Origin of the sequence: Variovorax sp. VRV01 (assembly GCF_014852545.1) — a bacterium.
Lineage (GTDB): Bacteria > Pseudomonadota > Gammaproteobacteria > Burkholderiales > Burkholderiaceae_C > Variovorax > Variovorax beijingensis_A.
Genome location: NZ_JACVBS010000017.1, coordinates 90,463 through 107,152 on the forward strand (window position 1 = coordinate 90,463; position 16,690 = coordinate 107,152).

At 69.8% G+C, this 16,690-nt stretch carries 13 protein-coding genes; 7 read left to right on the top strand and 6 right to left on the bottom strand.

What is annotated here, in order from left to right:
• Positions 1–76: 76 nt before the first annotated feature.
• From IB278_RS25755 to IB278_RS25780, 6 genes are all read left to right on the top strand, one after another.
• Positions 77–1,312, top strand: a complete 1,236-nt coding sequence (locus IB278_RS25755) for an AAA family ATPase (protein WP_145746946.1) — start codon at positions 77–79, stop codon at positions 1,310–1,312.
• 252 nt (positions 1,313–1,564) lie between these two features.
• A complete protein-coding gene (locus tag IB278_RS25760; protein ID WP_192326476.1) occupies positions 1,565–2,644 on the top strand; it encodes a ParB/RepB/Spo0J family partition protein in 1,080 nt (359 codons plus the stop codon).
• Between the two features lie 834 nt (positions 2,645–3,478).
• On the top strand, positions 3,479–3,754 hold the full coding sequence (locus IB278_RS25765) for a hypothetical protein (RefSeq protein WP_192326478.1): 276 nt from the start codon (positions 3,479–3,481) through the stop codon (positions 3,752–3,754).
• A complete protein-coding gene (locus tag IB278_RS25770) occupies positions 3,751–5,643 on the top strand; it encodes a phage integrase family protein (protein WP_192326480.1) in 1,893 nt (630 codons plus the stop codon). The genes IB278_RS25765 and IB278_RS25770 overlap by 4 nt, the downstream gene beginning before the upstream one ends.
• 47 nt (positions 5,644–5,690) lie before the next feature.
• Positions 5,691–6,581, top strand: a complete 891-nt coding sequence (locus IB278_RS25775; protein ID WP_318646713.1) for an amidohydrolase family protein — start codon at positions 5,691–5,693, stop codon at positions 6,579–6,581.
• A gap of 26 nt (positions 6,582–6,607) precedes the next feature.
• Complete coding sequence (locus tag IB278_RS25780; protein WP_192326483.1) at positions 6,608–7,543, top strand: LysR substrate-binding domain-containing protein; 936 nt, start codon at positions 6,608–6,610, stop codon at positions 7,541–7,543.
• Here IB278_RS25780 and IB278_RS25785 read toward each other — a convergent pair.
• Entirely contained in the window at positions 7,512–8,504 is a 993-nt protein-coding gene (locus tag IB278_RS25785; RefSeq protein ID WP_192326485.1) for a tripartite tricarboxylate transporter substrate binding protein, read from the bottom strand. The two genes, IB278_RS25780 and IB278_RS25785, sit on opposite strands and share 32 nt — an antisense overlap.
• Positions 8,505–8,734: 230 nt before the next feature.
• On the opposite strand from IB278_RS25785, the gene IB278_RS25790 reads away from it, so the two are divergent.
• The gene (locus IB278_RS25790) at positions 8,735–9,817 is read left to right on the top strand and encodes a hypothetical protein (RefSeq protein ID WP_192326487.1); all 1,083 of its coding nucleotides are present in this window, start codon (positions 8,735–8,737) and stop codon (positions 9,815–9,817) included.
• A 17-nt stretch (positions 9,818–9,834) separates the two neighbouring features.
• On the opposite strand, the gene IB278_RS25795 is transcribed toward IB278_RS25790, so the two are convergent.
• From IB278_RS25795 to purB, 5 genes are all read right to left on the bottom strand, one after another.
• On the bottom strand, positions 9,835–10,767 hold the full coding sequence (locus IB278_RS25795; RefSeq protein WP_192326489.1) for a CsgG/HfaB family protein: 933 nt from the start codon (positions 10,765–10,767) through the stop codon (positions 9,835–9,837).
• 314 nt (positions 10,768–11,081) lie between these two features.
• Positions 11,082–13,376: a molybdopterin-dependent oxidoreductase gene (locus IB278_RS25800; protein ID WP_192326491.1), complete on the bottom strand. Its 2,295-nt coding sequence runs from the start codon at positions 13,374–13,376 to the stop codon at positions 11,082–11,084.
• Positions 13,377–13,399: 23 nt separating this feature from the next.
• The gene (locus IB278_RS25805) at positions 13,400–14,269 is read right to left on the bottom strand and encodes a sulfurtransferase (protein WP_192326493.1); all 870 of its coding nucleotides are present in this window, start codon (positions 14,267–14,269) and stop codon (positions 13,400–13,402) included.
• The gene (locus IB278_RS25810; protein ID WP_192326496.1) at positions 14,266–15,258 is read right to left on the bottom strand and encodes a tripartite tricarboxylate transporter substrate binding protein; all 993 of its coding nucleotides are present in this window, start codon (positions 15,256–15,258) and stop codon (positions 14,266–14,268) included. Before IB278_RS25810 ends, IB278_RS25805 begins: the two co-directional genes overlap by 4 nt.
• Before the next feature lie 58 nt (positions 15,259–15,316).
• Complete coding sequence (gene purB / locus IB278_RS25815; protein WP_192326498.1) at positions 15,317–16,675, bottom strand: adenylosuccinate lyase; 1,359 nt, start codon at positions 16,673–16,675, stop codon at positions 15,317–15,319.
• Positions 16,676–16,690: the final 15 nt, after the last annotated feature.

Below are 16,690 nucleotides of genomic sequence, written 5' to 3' on the forward strand. Positions count from 1 at the left end.
CGACTTCTCCGCGAAACTTGTTCATTCGACAGATTCTCATAGAATTGCCGTATTCTGTCGAATAAGGTCAAACAAAATGTCCGTTCCCGTCCCCTCGATCGTTGGAAACCTGGTTTCCAGCGACGTCCAGGTGCCTCCCCGCCAAACCATCAACATGCAGAAGATCGCGGCGCTGGCGACCCGGGCCGGGTCGATGGTGGAGCAGATCCGGGGCATGCTGCTGGCACCGGAAGCCCGCAAGATTCCGCCCACCTACTCCACTGCCCAGCTGGCCGCGCTGTGCGGCGTCGACAAGGCGCATGTGGCCTACCGCATCACCAAGGAGGATCTGCCGGCCGGCCGGCTGACACCCTCGGGCGGCAAGCGCACCTTCGAGCTGGACGAGCTGCGCCGCTGGACCCGGACCTACCGCGCGGAAAAGATGCGCCCGGCCGGGCGCAAGGCCATCACGATCGCCGTGGGCAATTTCAAGGGCGGCGTGGCCAAGACCACCACCGCCATGGTGCTGGCGCAGGGACTCAGCCTGCGGGGCCACCGCGTGCTCGCGATCGACACCGATCCCCAGGGCTCGCTCACCACGTTGCACGGCCTGCTGCCCGAAGCCGAGGTCACCGAGGACATGACGATCGGGCCGCTGTGCGACGGGTCCGAGAACGACATCCGCTATGCCATCCGCTCCACCTATTGGGACGGCATCGATCTGGTCGCCGCCGCGCCCTTCCTGTTCTCGGCCGAATTCGCCCTCCCCGCGCGCCAGATGCAGCAGCCCGGCGCCAAGTTCTGGGATGTGCTGAACGAAGGCCTGGAGTCGGTGCGCGACCTGTACGACGTGATCGTGATCGACACGCCCCCTTCCCTTTCGTACGTCACGATCAATGCGCTGTGGGCGGCCAACGGCATCGTCGTTCCGGTGCCGCCCTCGGGCCTGGACTTTGCCTCGTCGGCGCAGTTCTGGTCGCTGCTCGCCGACCTGGGCGGCAACCTGGACGGCCAGAGCAAGGACCGCGAGGGCAAGGCCTTCGACTTCCTGCACGTTCTGCTGAGCCGCGTGGACGCGGCCGACCCGGCCATGCCCGCGGTGCGCCAGTGGATCCAGGCCACCTATGGCGAGTACACGCTCCCGGTCGAGATCCCGAAGACCAGCGTGACCAGCAACAAGGCGGCCGAGTTCGCCACGGTCTACGATGTGCAGAAATACGAAGGCGCCGCCAAGACCTACAAGCGCGCGGTGGACGCCTACGATTCGTTCGTCGAGCTCGTCGAGCAGTCGGTGATCGGCGCATGGACCGCACAGGGGAGGGCGCAGCAATGAGAATGCCGGCCATGCTTTCCGGAGCCTCTTGGGGTGGAAACCAGGTTTCCACCGGGCGGCTCGCTCGGTCTGTGCCCGATCTATGCGGCATGACGCAAGCCGTGGAAACCTGGTTTCCACCGCTGCGGATTCCGCAGGCCCGATGCGGCGCGGCAATGCCGCGGTGCGCGCCGAAGGCCAGAGGCCGCATCGGCGGACGGCCCCGTTTCTCGGCATCGAGCGCGGCGCAGGCCGCGCCAAGGAGTGTCCATCATGGCTAGCACCCGCAAGCGGCTGGAGGCGTTGACCGCCGGCCTGATGCTTCCCGAGGCGGCAAGGGATCCGGTCGACACGCCGGCGCCGGCATCCGCTCCCGCGGTGCCTCCGTCCGCATCGAACGCCGTGGAAACCAGGTTTCCACCGGCGGTCGGCGGCTCGCTCGCGCCGCGCACCGGCCCTGGCCAGATGATGGCTTTCCGCGGCCAGATCCAGCAGGTCGAAGGCGAGATGGCGGCGCTGCGCGAAAAGCTCAGCCAGTACGAAGGCTCGCTGCCGACGCGCAAGATGGACCCCAAGACCATCCATCCGAGCCGCTGGGCGAACCGCCACGATGCCTCGTTCACGAGCAGCGCCTTCGCGGGCCTGAAGGCGGACATCGAGCATGCCGGCGGCAACGTCCAGCCGATCCTGGTGCGGCCGCTCAAGGACGAGCCCGGCCAGTTCGAGATCGTCTTCGGCCACCGCCGGCATCGGGCCGCGCTGGAACTCGGCATTCCGGTGCTGGCGTCCATCTGGGTCGACGAGCTGGGCGACGCCGCGCTCTTTGCCGCCATGGACCGGGAGAATCGCGAACGCGCGGACCTGTCCAACTACGAGCAGGGCCTGATGTACCAGCGCGCGCTGGAGGAGCAGCTGTTCCCGACGCAGCGCCAATTGGCCGAAGCGCTCGGCGTGAGCCATACCTGGGTGCGCAAGGCGCTCATGGTGGCGCAGCTGCCGACGGCCGTGGTGGAGTGCTTCCGCAGTCCGCTGGAGATCAGCTTCCGCCATGCCGAGCAGATCAATGCCGCCATGGAAAAGGACCGCCGCGGCGTCCTGAAGCGCGTGGAAAGGCTGCGGGGCCACAGCCTCGCGCCGGCCATGGTCGTTGCGAGGCTGCTCGATGCCAAGCCCGGTTTCGAACGTTCGGAAAAGCTCGACGTCCTGTCCGCGGGGCAGAAGATCGGCACGCTGGTGCGCGCCAAGAGCGGAGAGATCACGATCACGATCGTTCCCGACGCTGCAACCGAGGCCAGCCAGGACGCGCTCGAAGCCGGCATCGCCGAAGCCTTGCGCAAGGCCCGGACCCTGTAAATCCGTCTGCCGGGGGAGGGCGGCAGGGGCATTGTGAGAACCGTTGGGATTTGCCTGCGCCGACCCTCCCAGGCATCCGGCGGCCGCAACGGCACCCGGGCCGGCGTCATGGCGCGTCACCGGGGGCAGGGCAGGGAATCAAAAGCCGGCCCGGCCCGCTCGGGCTGTCGGCACCTGGCGACGAACCTCCATCGCCGGAGGCTGGGTCACGATCGCAGAGGGCTGGACATCCCCGCCGCGCGGCGGGCCTGCAGGGACCCGGCGCTTCATCCACGGGGGGCGCGCGAGGCGTGGTCCTTGCCCTTGCGCTTTTCCCTGTCCCCCTTCGCCGCCGTGCCGCCCCTTGCGGCCGTGGCCGCTCTCGTCCTCGTACGGGTCCACCGCGGCGGGACATTGGCACAGGCGGCGAGCAAGGCCCTAGGGTCAGGCGCAGCACGGGATGCACGAAGACCTCGAACGTGATTCGCGGCCCCATGGCCAAGGTAGTACTAAAGCAAACACCCCCCGCACCCCGGGAGCCGGTACGGACGCCAAGCCACAGGTCTGACGGGACAGCTCCGCTCGGGCGGCGGATCTCGATCGGCGACTGTTGCGAGGTTTCCACGGGTTCCGGTGGCGACAGGCAGACGCAAAGCAACCCGGATAAAATCCAATCAAATCAAGAACTTAGGCGAAGGTGCTCGCGAAGATGCTTGGTTGCAACACAAAATGTGTATTGATGATTACTTCAGTTATCATCACCCAATTCATGACAACGACCACCGTACCAGCCGGCCGGCCGGCATCCGCCAGGGCCATGGTCCATCCCGCCATACCGGCGAGATGGACCGCCGCATGAGTGCGACAGACATGCCTGCCGTTCCCACACCCTCCCAACTGTCCCACATCGATGACGACGAGCTCGCGCGTCTGGCGTCGAACTGGCGGGCCCTTGCGGGCCGCGGCGACCGCGAGGCCTTCGGCATCGCGCATGCGCTCGAGGTCGAGCAGCGGCGGCGCACGCGCGTGAGCCAGCTGCAGCAGTTGCCGGAGGATCCCGGGCCGGCGCCGCGCCCGTGGTGGAAGTTCTGGCAGCCGGCCAGCGAGCGGAACCCGACATCGGCCTCATGAAGGCCCTGATTCCGCGCAAGCTGCACCGCGGACACTTCGCGTTCATGCGGGCGCTGGCCCAGGGGCTCGACGAACGGGCCAGCTGGGACCGCTACCTGCGGCTGGAAGGCGAGCACACCGACCTGCGGACCGTGCGCCGCACCATCGCCTGGATCCGCGACGAATTCGCGGCGGCGGCGCGGCGCGAGCACAAGCCAGGCACGGCCCGCCTGATCCTGCTCGATGCCGACCGCTTTTCCGCGGCCCCGGCGCTGCCGAGCCTGGCCGAGTTCGCCATGGCGAACGGCCTGGAGGATTTCTCCGAATCCGAGCAGATCGAGGCCTACGAGGCCGCCTATCCGGCCGCAGGCAAGTCAGGGCAGGGCGCCCGGCCCTCGCGGCGGGCGCGCGTGGTCGAGCGCCAGCTCGAAGCGCTGCGCTGGCTCGAGAACCTGGTCGCCCAGGACCCGCGGCCGCTGGACAGCGTGTCGGCCTGGCTCAACCCCTCCGTGGCGAGCCGTTTGGAACGCGCCGGCCTGCGCACGCTCCATGCGCTGGTCGAGCACATCAACGGCATCGGCTCGCGCTGGTGGGTCCATGTGCCGGGCGTGGGCGAACTGAAGGCGGCGCGCATCCTCGACTGGCTGCGCGCCAACGAACAGGTGCTGGGACTGCGCATCGGCGCCCACGCGATGACGCCCCGGGCGCAGCTCGGCCCGCTGGCGCTGGCCGCCGTGGTGCCGGGCGGCACCGCGCTCGTGCCTTATGAAAAGTTCGTGCTCCCTGCCGGGCTCGACGGCAGCGCAGGCACCAACCGCGCGCCGCACGGGCAGTGCCTTCTGATGGCCGCCAACGACCACGAGGCCGTGGGGGCCTGGCTCAGCGCCAAGCGCGCGGGCGAGGCCACGGCCGACCTGTCGGCCACCCAGCGCGCCTACCGCAAGGAGGCCGAGCGCCTGCTGCTCTGGGCCGTGCTGGAGCGCGGGAAGGCGCTGTCGTCGCTCACCGTCGAGGATGCGATCGACTACCGCGACTTCCTGCTCGATCCGCCCGCCCACTGGTGCGGCGCGCGCCATCACCAGCGCTGGTCGCCGCTGTGGCGGCCGATGGAAGGGCCGCTCGCGCCCTCGGCGCTGCGCCAGGCCATCGCGATCCTGCGCAGCCTGCATGCCTTCCTGGTGAACCAGAACTACCTCGTGGGCAACCCCTTTGCCACCCTGGCGCCGCCCGCGAGCCTGCAGCAGCCGCTGGACTCCAGCCGGGCGCTGAGCTTCGCGCAGTGGGACCATGTCGATGCGCTGCTTCAGGCGCACGCCGACACCGAAGCCAGGCGCCGGCTGCGGCGCGGCATGCGCTGGCTCTATGCCACCGGCCTGCGGCTGGCCGAGATCACCAGCGCCAAGTGCGAGGATCTGGAACAGGTCGAATACCGCAGCGCCGACGGCGCGCTGGCCACCGGCTGGCAGCTGGCGGTGGCCGGCAAGGGCGGTCGCTGCCGCCGGGTGCCGGTGCCGCCGGCGCTGGTGGCCGAACTGGAGGACGAACTCGCGCGCCACGGCTTCGAGCGGCAGGTCGGCGCCGTGAGCAACCGTGGCATCCATGTGCTCGCGCGCTTCGATGCCGAATTGCACCGCCCGGCCGCGTGGTCGGCCTCGGGCCTGTACCAGGCGATCAAGGCCTTTGTCGCCCAGGCCGCGGCCGGCCTGCGCGGCGCCGAAGCGCAGCAGCTCAAGAAAGCGAGCACTCACTGGCTTCGACACTCGCATGGATCCCACGCGCTGCGGGGCAGGGAAGGGCAAGTGCCGGTGCCGATCCAGGTCGTGCAGAACAACCTTGGGCATGCCTCGGTGGGGACCACGGCCATGTACCTGGCCGCCGCGCAGGCGCAGAGCCATACCGAAATGCGCTAGCTGCTAGCGCGCTTGGGCGCTCGCTCGCCGGTGGGAACCCGCGCAAGATGAGCGCCATGCAAACCATGGACGAGAACTGGCTGTGCTTCCACCCGAACCCGTCGAAGCCGCGCTTCACGCCGCCGCCCGGCGCGGTGGACGCGCACTGCCACGTCTTCGGCCCGGCGGCCCTGTTTCCCTACGCGCCCGAGCGCAAGTACACGCCCTGTGACGCTCCGAAGGATCAGCTCTTCGCCCTGCGCGACCTGCTGGGCTTCGAACGCAACGTGATCGTGCAGGCCACCTGCCACGGCAATGACAACCGCGCGCTGCTCGATGCCCTTGCGCATTCGAACGGACGCGCGCGCGGCGTGGCCTCTGTCGCGCCGGACGTGAGCGATGCCGAACTGCACCGGTTGCACGAGGCCGGCATTCGCGGCGTGCGCTTCAACTTCCTCAGGCGCCTGGCGGACTTCGCGCCGCGCGAGGTGCTGATGCGCATCGCCGAGCGCATCGCGCCGCTCGGCTGGCATGTGGTCGTGTACTTCGAGGCGCAGGACCTGCCCGAGCTCTGGGATTTCTTCACCCGCCTGCCGACCACCGTGGTGGTCGACCACATGGGCCGGCCCGATGTGAGCCAGCCGGCCGACGGGCCGCAGTTCGAGCGCTTCGTGCGGCTGATGCGCGAGCATCCGAACGTGTGGTCGAAGGTGAGCTGCCCCGAGCGCATGTCGGTCTCCGGCCCGCCGGCCTACGATGACATCGTGCCGTTCGCGCAGCGCCTGGTCGAGAACTTCCCGGACCGCGTGCTGTGGGGCACCGACTGGCCGCATCCCAACCTCAAGGCCCACATGCCCGACGACGGCACGCTGGTCGACATGATTCCGCGCATCGCGCGCACCGCGCAGCTGCAGCGGCTGCTGCTGGTGGACAACCCGACGCGGCTGTACTGGGCCTGAAAGGCGGCGGCCCTAGACTCCAGCCCATGGACCTCAAGCAGCTGGAGTACTTCGTTCGCGTGGCCGAGCTGGGGAGCTTCACGCGCGCGTCGATCGTGATCGACGTGGCCCAGCCCGCGCTCAGCCGGCAAGTGCGCCAGCTCGAAGTGGAGCTGCGGCAGAACCTGCTGACGCGCAACGGCCGCGGCGTCACGCTCACCGAGGCGGGCCAGCTGCTGCTGGCGCATGCCAGGGGCATCCTGCACCAGATCGAGCGCGCCAAGGAAGACCTCGGCCGCATGCGCGGCGCGCTGGCCGGCCGCGTCGCGGTGGGTTTGCCGCCCAGCATCGCCAAGCGCATTGCCGTGCCGCTGACCCGCGCCTTCCGCCAGCAGCTGCCCGATGCGCGCCTGGCCATCACCGAGGCGCTGTCGAGTGCCCTGCAGGAATCGGTGATCGCGGGCCGCATCGACCTCGCGCTGCTCTACAACCCCGCGCCCTCGGCCGACATCGACAGCGTGGCCATCCTCGAGGAAGACCTGTACCTGGTCGGACCGGCGGGGCAGCCCGGTGCACAGGTGTCGCTGCGCGAGGTGGCGTCGCAGCCGCTCGTGATCCCGACCCAGCCCAACGCCATCCGCATGCTGGTCGAGGGGGAAATGGCCAACATCGGAAGCCGCCCGACGATCGCGATGGAGATCGACGGCGTGGCCGCGATCCTCGACCTCGTCATCGACGGCGTGGGCTTGGCGGTGCTGTCCTCGAACGCGGTGCTCACGGCGCCGCGTCCGGAGGCTTTCGGCATCCGGCGGATCGTGGATCCCCCGCTGCGCAGCCGGCTGGCGCTGGCCGCCAGTTCGCAGCGGCCGGCCACGCTGACCCAGCAGGCCGTTTTCAAGCTGGTGCGCGAGGTGGTCGATCAGACGATGAATGCTTCGCCGGCCGCGATGCTCACTGCTTCGGAATGCCGGCCAGGCGAATGACTTCCGACCAGCGCTGAATCTCGTCTCTCAGCAGCTCCGCCTGTTGCTGCGGCGTGCTTCCCTGCGCCTCCACGCCGAGCTGCCGCAGCCGCTCCTTGATCTCGGGCGCGGCCAGCGCCGCATTGGCTTCCTTGTTGAGCCTCGCGATGACGGCGGGCGGCGTCTTCGCGGGCACGGCAAGGGCGTTCCATGACGAGACCCTGAAACCGGGCGCGCCGCTCTCCGCGACCGTGGGCGTCTCCGGCAGCGCGAACGAGCGCTTCGCGCCCATGACCGCGATGGCGCGCAGCGACTTGCCGCTGACCTGCCCGAGGATCGGCGCGAGGATCTCGACGCCGGCGTCGACCTGTCCTCCCCGCAGCGCCGTGATCAGCGCGGGCGAGCCGTTGAACGGAACCACCTGCGCGTCGATGCCGGTGCTGCGCTTGAGGAGCTCGGCCGCCAGATGCTGCGTACTGCCCACGTTGATCGTGCCGATGTTGACGGTGCCGGGATGCGCCTTTGCGTAGGCCAGCAGCTCCTGCATCGACTTGAACCTGGCGTCGGCGGCCGTCACCACGGCCATGTCGAAATAGCCGAGCGTCGACACCGGCGCGAAGTCCTTCACGGTGTCGAACGGCAGGCGCTTGAACAGCCCCGCGCTCACGGCATTGCCGTTGGACATCAGCAGCACCGTGAGTCCGTCGGGCGCCGACTTGGCCACCGCATCGGAAGCGACCACGCCGCCGGCGCCGGGCCTGTTGTCCACGATGATGCTCTGGCCCATGGCCTCCGACATCTTCTGCGCGACGGTGCGTGCCGTGAGGTCGGCCACGCCGCCGGGGCCGAAGGGCACGACGAGGCGGATCGGCCTGGTCGACGACGATGGCTGCTGCTGTTGCGCGTTCGCTCCCGCGCAGAGCAACGAGAGTGCGGCCAGCGCGAGCGCCGAACGCCAGGTGGTTGTGCGCAGGATGTTCATGGGGTTCGACTCCGATGGGGGCAAGCATGCACGGCATCTCAGAAGCGGTGCCGCGCGCCGGCAGATGTCTGGGGCCTCGTGCCGGCGTGATGGACTATCGCAACTCGGGCGACGGCTCGCTATCCGGCCCGGGCACTTTGAGATATGTCGCGGCGGCATACCTGGTGCGCGCAGCTTCCTCGCCAAGATGCGCGCGGGACCGCGTTGCCATCGCCACCGAGGACATCTCTTTGACCATCAACCTGCAAACGCTCAAGTGCGGTGAATGCGGCAGCGGCGTGCTCCAGCGCTCGGGGCTCAACCAGTACGCCTGCGCGCATTGCGGCTCGGTGTCGATCGTCGAGGACAACGTCTCCGACCGGCTGGAGCGTGTGCTCGAGCAGGTCAAGGACGAAGCCGGACGAAGGCTGGCGGTCGAACAGTCGGCACGCGGCCGCAGCGCGGCTCGGTCGATGGGCCTTGCCATCGCGGCGGTCGTGGTGCTGGTCACCGGTGTCTTCGGCGTCATGGCCTATGTCGTGGACCGCAACCAGCCGGAGCGCGCCTCGATGGCGCCGCGCACGATCCCGATCGAGGGCCTCAGGCTCGAGGCACGCCAGGTGCTGGCGGGCAGCGGCAGTTCGGCGCAGCCCTGGCTGCTGGTGACGGCGCGCAACGAGAGCGGCACCGCGATCGAGCGGCCGAAGGTCAAGGCGATCTTCTACGACCGCGACAGCCGCATCGGCGAGCACAGCGAATCGGTGCCGATCGGCACGCTGATGCCCGGCGAGACGGCGCCGGTGCTGATCCAGCTGCCGGGCGACCAGCCCGTCACGCGCTACGAGTTGCAGGCCGGCGCGCTGTCGACGCCGTTCTGGACGACCGAGGGGCCGCCGCTGCAGTTCACGCGCGTGCGCCTGGTGCAGCAGGCGGACGAGGTGTGGCTGTTCGGCCGCCTTGCCAACGCGCGCCAGGACGCCCTGGCGCTGGCCATCGTCGAAGTGCTGGTCACGCTGTACGACGACGCCGGGGCGGTCATCGGTGTCGGGCGGGGCTTCTCGCAGGCCACCGAACTCAGGCCCGGCGAACGCAGTGCGGCGGAAGTGCGCATCGAGCGCCTCGGCAACCGCAAGGTGCCGATCGCGGCATGGGACTACCGCATCGACTACAGCCTGACCGAAGGCGCGCAGCAGGCCAAGAAGCGGGTGCTGACGAGCAGCAGCCGCGTGGTCCGCACGGCCGGCGCGCCGGAAATCATTCGCGCGTCGCAGCGCCTGAGCAGCGCGGAGCTGCTGGCCGACAGCGGCGCCGAGCAGGCCGGCAAGGCGCGCTGACGTCGCCGCGAGCCGGGCTACTTTCTCCTGCGACCCGATGACGCCGGCTGCGCCGAGGTCTGCGAAGGCGCCGCGCCGCCATCCACGCCGAGCCGGCCGCCGCCGCCCAGGCCCTGGCCGCGCACCGTCTGCGCCTTGTAGCTGCGCAGCGAGCGCACCATCTGGTTGAAGGCGTCCATGAAGGCCGCCGCGATCAGCTTGCCCTGCGGCGTGCGCGTGTAGCCGCCGACGTTGCCGGCGCCGCGCAGGCCGCTCAGCTCGCCGAAGCCCGCGAAGTCGGTCTTGGAGGCGCTGCCTTCCGAAGCCGCGACCTGCACGCCCGAGCGGTTGTCGATGAGCGTCAGCAGGGCCGCGGCTTCCTTGGTCTGGAGGCTGGCGCCCAGGCTCGCGATGGCGCGGCCGCGGCCGCCGCCGACGAGCCCGCCGATGGCACCGCCGAGCCCGCCCGCGTCGTTGTTGCTGAATACGATTTCCGGCGAAAGGCCGTAGTCGGAAGCCACCATCTGGCCGCGGCCGAAGTTGCTGCCGCCGCGCATCTCGCCCGACTGCATGAGCGCGCGCTCGCGCGTCATCGCGTTCATGCCGGCCGCGCCGCGCTCGACCACCACGAAGCAGTTCGACTGCTGCACCAGCAGGCGCAGCAGGTTGGCCGTGGGCGGCAGGCGGTATTCGCCCGTGAGAATGGTGTACCAGCCGGCATCGACGTTCTCGATCAGCGAGACGGTGCCCAGCGGCGAATCGCAGCGCTCGAGGGCGCTGCTCTCACCGGAGGTGGCCGAGCCCGCGGCGCTGCCCGTCGCGACGGTCTTGGCGGACTGGCTGCCCATCTGCATGTCGAGCGCGGGCATGTTCTGGCAGCCGGCAAGCGCCAGGAGCGTTGCCGCCGCTGCGGCCATGGCCGGTCTTGAAAACGCGCGCTGCTGGTAGGCCTTGTCCGTGGATTTCTTCATGCGATCTTCCCGTTGTTTGCGAAAGGGCCGAGATCCGGCCCCGCGCAAATCTAGAGGGAAGGCAGGATTTCCCACAGTGCCTAAAGTCACTGGTTGCGCTGATGCGAACACCGGCTGCCCGGATCGCAGCTGCCCGCAAGAGCTCACTGGGTGTCGAATAGGCTGATCTTGGCGGGCTGCAGCACCGGCAACTGTTGCGGTGCAAGCCTCTGCCAGGCGCGGTCATGAGAGCTGTGATCGGCCCATCGCGCCCGATGAGGAGGACCCTGCGTCCAGCAGTGCACGCACACCCAGGCGACGCTTAAAACCTGTCCTCAGGTGGCAGCGCCCACCGGCGGCTCGAACGCGCGGATCGGCGGCAGCGCGCCGTCGTAGCGTTCGATCTGCACCGTGCTGAGCTGGCCCGCGCAGCCTTGCGCGAGCGACGAGGTGCCGATGTCGCGCGTCAGCACGTTGGGGTTGCCGTGCGCGCACATCGGGCGGCCCTGGTCGTCCGTGGCCGGGTCGTACCAGGCGCCGGTGGGCAGCTGCACCACGTCCTCGCGCATGTCGGTGCACAGGTGCGCGCTGGCCAGGCAGGCGCCGATCTCGTTGAAGAGCCGCACGATGTCGCCTTCCTGGATGCCGCGCGCCGCGGCGGCGGTGGGATGCAGCGTGCAGACCTCGCGGCCGCGGCGCTTGCTGGCCTGGCTGTGGGCGCCGAAGTCGAGCTGGCTGTGCAGCTTGGTGTGCGGCTGGTTGGCAACCAGCCACAGCGGATGCTCGGCGGTCGGCGCGCACCTCGGTGCAAGCCAGGCCGGATGGCCCGGGCAGTCGGCATAGCCGAAGGCGGCGATCGCCGGCGAACTGATCTGCACCTTGCCGCTGGGCGTGGGCAGCGGCGCGGCGGCGGGATCGTTGCGGAAGGCGCGCAGCATGCCGCCGTCGTCGTCCCGCTGCGGCAGTATGAGTTCGCCGCGCTGCCAGAAGGTCTCGAAGTCCGGTGCGTCCAGGCCCAGTGCCTCGAGCCCGCTGCGGGTGCGCTCGTACAGGTGCGCCAGCCATTCGCGTGTCGTGCGGCCCTCGCTGAAGGCCTCGACCGCGCCGAGCCGTTCGGCCAGGTCGCAGAAGATGTCGTAGTCGTCGCGCGCCAGGCCGCAGGGCTCGGCGATGCGGTGCATGGCCACCACCATCGGGTCGGTGGCCGTGGCGCCGATGTCCTCGCGCTCCAGTGTCATGGTGCTGGGCAGCACGATGTCGGCATGGCGCGCGGTCGCGGTCCAGGCGATCTCGTGCACGACGAAGGTGTCGAGGGTGCGGAAGGCCTCGGCCAGGCGCGCGAGGTCCTGGTGGTGGTGGAACGGATTGCCGCCTGCCCAGTACGCGAGGCGGATGTGCGGATAGGTCCGGCGCTGGCCGTTGTAGTCGAAGGGCTGGCCCGGATTGAGCAGCATGTCGCTGATGCGCGCGACCGGAATGAACTCCTTCACGCCGTTGCTGCCCTGGGGCAGCGCGGCCGCCGGCACGGCGTTGTTGCGCTTGCCGTAGTGCGCGAGCGTGCCCAGCGCGTAGTTGTAGCCGCCGCCGGGCAGGCCCAGCTGGCCGAGCGCCGCGGCCAGCACCGCGCCCATCCAGACCGGCTGCTCGCCATGCTCGGCGCGCTGCAGCGAGTGCGACACCACCACCAGCGTGCGCTTGCCCACGAGCGAGCGGGCCAGCTCGACGAGCTGCTGTGCCGGCAGGTCGCAGATCGGTGCGGCCCAGTCACAGCTCTTGGCCACGCCGTCGCTGCGGCCCATCAGGTAGTCCTCGAACGCGGCCCAGCCGTCGCAGTGGCTGGCGATGAACTCGCGGTCGTGCGCACCGTCGCTGACGATCTGGTGCACCAGCGCCAGCATCAGCGCCGTGTCGGTGTTGGGCCTGGCGGCGAGCCACTCGAACTGCGCCTCGTCGGGCAGGTCGCTCCGGAGCGGGCTGATGCAGACGAAGCGGCAGCCGCGCGCCGCCGCCTCGCGCATGGCACCGCGCTCGACATGGCGGCTGATGCCGCCCGAGGCGATGCGCGAATTCTTGAGCGCCATGCCGCCGAAGGCCAGCACCACGTCGGTGTGTTCGACGATCTGCTCCCACGTCACGTTGCGGCGCGCCACCTCTTCCATCGAACCGAGGATGTGCGGCAGCATCGGGCCCGAGGCGCCGGCGCTGTAGCTGTTGACCGAGCGCACGTAGCCGCCGAGCGTGGTGTTGAGGAAGCGGTGCACCTGGCTCTGCGCATGGTGGAAGCGCCCCGCGCTCGACCAGCCGTAGGAGCCGCCGAAGACCGCGCCGGCGCCGTGCCGTTCCTTCACGCGCCGCAGTTCCGCGGCCAGCCGGTCGAGCACTTCCTCCCACGGCAGGGCCACGTACGCGTCCCGGCCGCGCATCGGATCGGGCCCGGGGCCGCGCGCCAGCCAGCCCTTGCGCACCATCGGCGTGGTCACGCGCGCGCGGTGGCGCAGTGCATCGGGAAAATTGTCGATCAGCGGGTTCGGGTCCGGATCGCCCGGATGCGGCTTCACCGTGAGCGTGCGGCCGTCCCAGGCGGCGGAGAACACGCCCCAGTGGGCGCTGTGCGGATGGAAGGTGGGCATGCGCGGGTCCGCGGAGCTTCTTGTCAGGCGGCCGGTCCTGTGGCGATCGGCGCGCCGGGCTGCGCGCTCCACTCGCTCCACGATCCGGGGTACAGCGCCGCGCCCTTCAGGCCCGCCACTTCCATGGCCAGCAGGTTGTGGCAGGCCGTGACGCCCGAGCCGCACTGGTTGACCAGCTCCGCGGCGGGCCGGCCGCCGGTGATGGCATCGAATTCGGCGCGCAGCTGGCGGGCGGGCTTGAAGCGGCCGTCGGCGTCCAGGTTGTCCTTGAACAGGCGGTTCCTCGCGCCCGGAATGTGGCCGCCGACCGGGTCCATCGTCTCGTTCTCGCCGCGGAAGCGGTCGGGCGCGCGGGCGTCGAGCACGAGCTTGTTGCGGCTCTCGATGTTGGCGCGCACCTCTTCGTAGGACAGCGTCGTGACCAGCGATTCGCGCAGCGCGAAATCGCCGGGCGGCCGTGCCGGCGGCGCCTCGGTCGACACCGCGTGGCCCGCGGCTTTCCAGGCCGCGATGCCGCCATCGAGCACGGCCGCCGCGCGGTGCCCGGCCCAGCGCAGCATCCACCACAGGCGCGCCGCATACATGCCGCCGGCGTTGTCGTAGGCCACCACCTGGGTGTCGTTGCCCACGCCGATCGCGGCCAGGGTGCGGGCGAAAGCTTCGCGCGCGGGCAGCGGATGGCGGCCGTTGCGGCCGGTCTTCTCGGCCGAGAGCGCGTGTTCGAGGTGCAGGTAGAACGCGCCGGGGATGTGGCCCGCGTCATAGGCCTGCTGGCCGGCGCCGTGATTGGTCAGCTCGAAGCTGCAGTCCAGCACCAGCGGCGGATGCGCGCTGCGCAGGGCCTCGGCCAGCTGCGCGGCGGAGACGAGGGTGTCGAAGGTCACGTGATTCACTGGGCGATCTCCTTCATCAGCGCAGGCGTGATGGCCGCCTTGTAGCGGGCGATGTCGTCGACGATGAAGCTGCGGAAGCGTTCCATCGGCAGGTCGTGCTCGGTGGCGGCGTCCTTGCGGATGGCGTCGCGCACCTCGGGCGTCGCCAGCGCGCGGCTGAGGTGCTCGGACAGCAGCTTCACCACCGCCTGCGGCGTGCCCGCGGGCGCCACCAGGCCGTACCACTGCGTCACCGGCACATCCACGCCCAGCTCCTTGAAGGTCGGCACCTCGGGGATCGCCGGGTTGCGCTTTTCGCCGGTGATCGCGAGCAGCCGCAGCTGGCCCTGGCGCACCTGGCCGACCAGCGGCGAGGCAGTGGCGAAGAAGCTGTCGACCTGGCCGCCCATCATGTCGGTGATGGCCGGACCCGATCCCTTGTAGGGCACGTGCAGCATCTCCACGCCGGCCTTCTGCTTGACCATTTCCATGCCGATGTGCGCGGCGCCGCCGGTGCCGGTGGAGGCGAAGCTCAGCTTCTGCGTCTTCGCGGCATCGAGCAGTTCGCGCGCCGTTCTGAAGCGCGAACCCTGGCTCACGAACAGGCCGTGCGGCGCTTCCAGGATCAGCCCGATCGCGGCGAAGTCGTCGGGCACCTTGTAGGGAAGGCTCTGCGGTTTCATGGCGGGCGAGACCGCGAGGTTGCCGCTCATGGCCAGCAGGATCGTGTAGCCATCGGGCTTGGCCTTGGCGACGATGTCGGCGGCGATGTTGCCGCCGGCGCCGGCGCGGTTGTCGACGATCACGCTCTGCCCGAGCGTCCTGCCCATGGCGTTGGCGATCAGCCGGCCGTACAGGTCGCCGCCGCCGCCGGGCGGAAAACCCACCACGAGCTTGACGGGCTGCTCGGGGTAGGCGGCCCGGGCGGCGGGTGCGGCCAGGGCCAGCAGGCTGGCGCCGGCCAGTGCAAGGGCGCACAGGCGGCGGATCGAGGCGATGGTGTGCTGCATGTCATGTCTCCTGTCTTTGTTCGTGCAGCGGAAGATGCGCTCCCGCAGCGGGCGCAATTCAGCCGAGCCAGGCCGCCTGCGCAGCCACGACACGGTCCACCGAAGCGCCGCACTGGCCCAGGTAGGCCGCGGGGTCCGTCATGTCGCGGATCTCGTCGTCGGCGAGCAGTTGGCCCAGGCCCGCGTGCTGGCGCATCGCATCGGCGAAGCTCAGCTTCTGCGTGATGCCGTGCATCGAGGCTTCGTAGATCCATTCGTGCGCGGTCTGCTTGCCGACGCGCTCCGACAGCTCCAGCATCACGCGTTCCGACAGCAGGTAGCCGCGCATGCGGTCGAGGTTGGCGGCCATCGCGTCGGCATTCACCTTCAGGCCCGCGAGCAGGTTCCTGGCCTGGAACAGCATGGCGCCGGCAATCAGGCAGCACTCGGGCAGCGCCTTCCATTCCATCTTCCAGGCGATGCCGTCGCGCTCGCCCTCCTGCACCATGCCCTCGACCATCATCGCGGCGTTGTAGCGCAGCGGACGCGAGAGGCCGGCCAGGTTCTCGGCCGAGGTCGGGTTGCGCTTGTGCGGCATGGTGGACGAGCCCAGCTTGCCTTCGGAGAAACCTTCCTCGACCTCGCCGAACTCGTTGCGCTGCATGTTGAAGAGCTCGTTGCCGATCTTCGACAGCGTGCTGCCCAGCATGGCGAGCAGGCCCGTGTATTCGGTGAAGCGGTCGCGCGCCGGTGCCCAGCTGATCGTGGGCACGCCCAGGCCGAGCTTCTTGAGCATCAGCGCTTCGAGCTCGATGGCCTTCGGGCCCAGCGAGGCCTGGCTGCCCACGGCGCCGGCCAGCATGCCGACCAGCACGCGCGGTGCCGCTTGCACCAGCCGCTCGTGATGGCGGCCGAGCTCGTCGAGCCACACGGCGCACTTGTGGCCGAAGGTGATCGGCAGCGCCTGCACGCCATGCGTGCGGCCTGCCATGGGCGTGTCGCGGTGGGCCACGGCCAGGCGGGCGAGTTCCCGGCCCACGGCCTGCAGGTCGCGCATCGCCACCGCATGGAATTCCTTGAGCTGCAGGGCCACGCCGGTGTCGACCACGTCCTGCGTGGTGGCGCCGTAGTGCACCCATTCGCCGTTTTCCTTCGAGCAGGCGGCCTGCAATTGCTTCAACGCCGGCACCAGCGAATGCTTGATGCGGCGGATCTCGGCCGACATCGCGGCGATGTCGATGTGCTCGACCTTGGCCTTGCTCGCGATCTCCTTCGCGGCAGCGGCCGGGATGAGGCCCAGCTCGGCCTGCGCGGAGGCCAGCGCGGCTTCGAAGTCGAGCCACTTCTGGATGCGGTTCTCCTCGCCGAAGATGGCGCGCAGTTCATCGGTGCCCCAGAGGTGCTGGAGCGATTGCATGTCGAAGACGGAAACGGGCATGGAGGTCCTGGTGGT

What these genes read in the sequence shown, in the direction of transcription:
- IB278_RS25765 (WP_192326478.1), top strand. Translation starts at nt 3,479, where the DNA reads ATGAGTGCGACAGACATGCCTGCCGTTCCCACACCCTCCCAACTGTCC.
- IB278_RS25770 (WP_192326480.1), top strand. Translation starts at nt 3,751, where the DNA reads ATGAAGGCCCTGATTCCGCGCAAGCTGCACCGCGGACACTTCGCGTTC.
- purB (WP_192326498.1), bottom strand. Translation starts at nt 16,675, where the DNA reads ATGCCCGTTTCCGTCTTCGACATGCAATCGCTCCAGCACCTCTGGGGC.
- IB278_RS25760 (WP_192326476.1), top strand. Translation starts at nt 1,565, where the DNA reads ATGGCTAGCACCCGCAAGCGGCTGGAGGCGTTGACCGCCGGCCTGATG.
- IB278_RS25810 (WP_192326496.1), bottom strand. Translation starts at nt 15,258, where the DNA reads ATGCAGCACACCATCGCCTCGATCCGCCGCCTGTGCGCCCTTGCACTG.
- IB278_RS25755 (WP_145746946.1), top strand. Translation starts at nt 77, where the DNA reads ATGTCCGTTCCCGTCCCCTCGATCGTTGGAAACCTGGTTTCCAGCGAC.
- IB278_RS25795 (WP_192326489.1), bottom strand. Translation starts at nt 10,767, where the DNA reads ATGAAGAAATCCACGGACAAGGCCTACCAGCAGCGCGCGTTTTCAAGA.
- IB278_RS25775 (WP_318646713.1), top strand. Translation starts at nt 5,691, where the DNA reads ATGAGCGCCATGCAAACCATGGACGAGAACTGGCTGTGCTTCCACCCG.
- IB278_RS25800 (WP_192326491.1), bottom strand. Translation starts at nt 13,376, where the DNA reads ATGCCCACCTTCCATCCGCACAGCGCCCACTGGGGCGTGTTCTCCGCC.
- IB278_RS25780 (WP_192326483.1), top strand. Translation starts at nt 6,608, where the DNA reads ATGGACCTCAAGCAGCTGGAGTACTTCGTTCGCGTGGCCGAGCTGGGG.
- IB278_RS25785 (WP_192326485.1), bottom strand. Translation starts at nt 8,504, where the DNA reads ATGAACATCCTGCGCACAACCACCTGGCGTTCGGCGCTCGCGCTGGCC.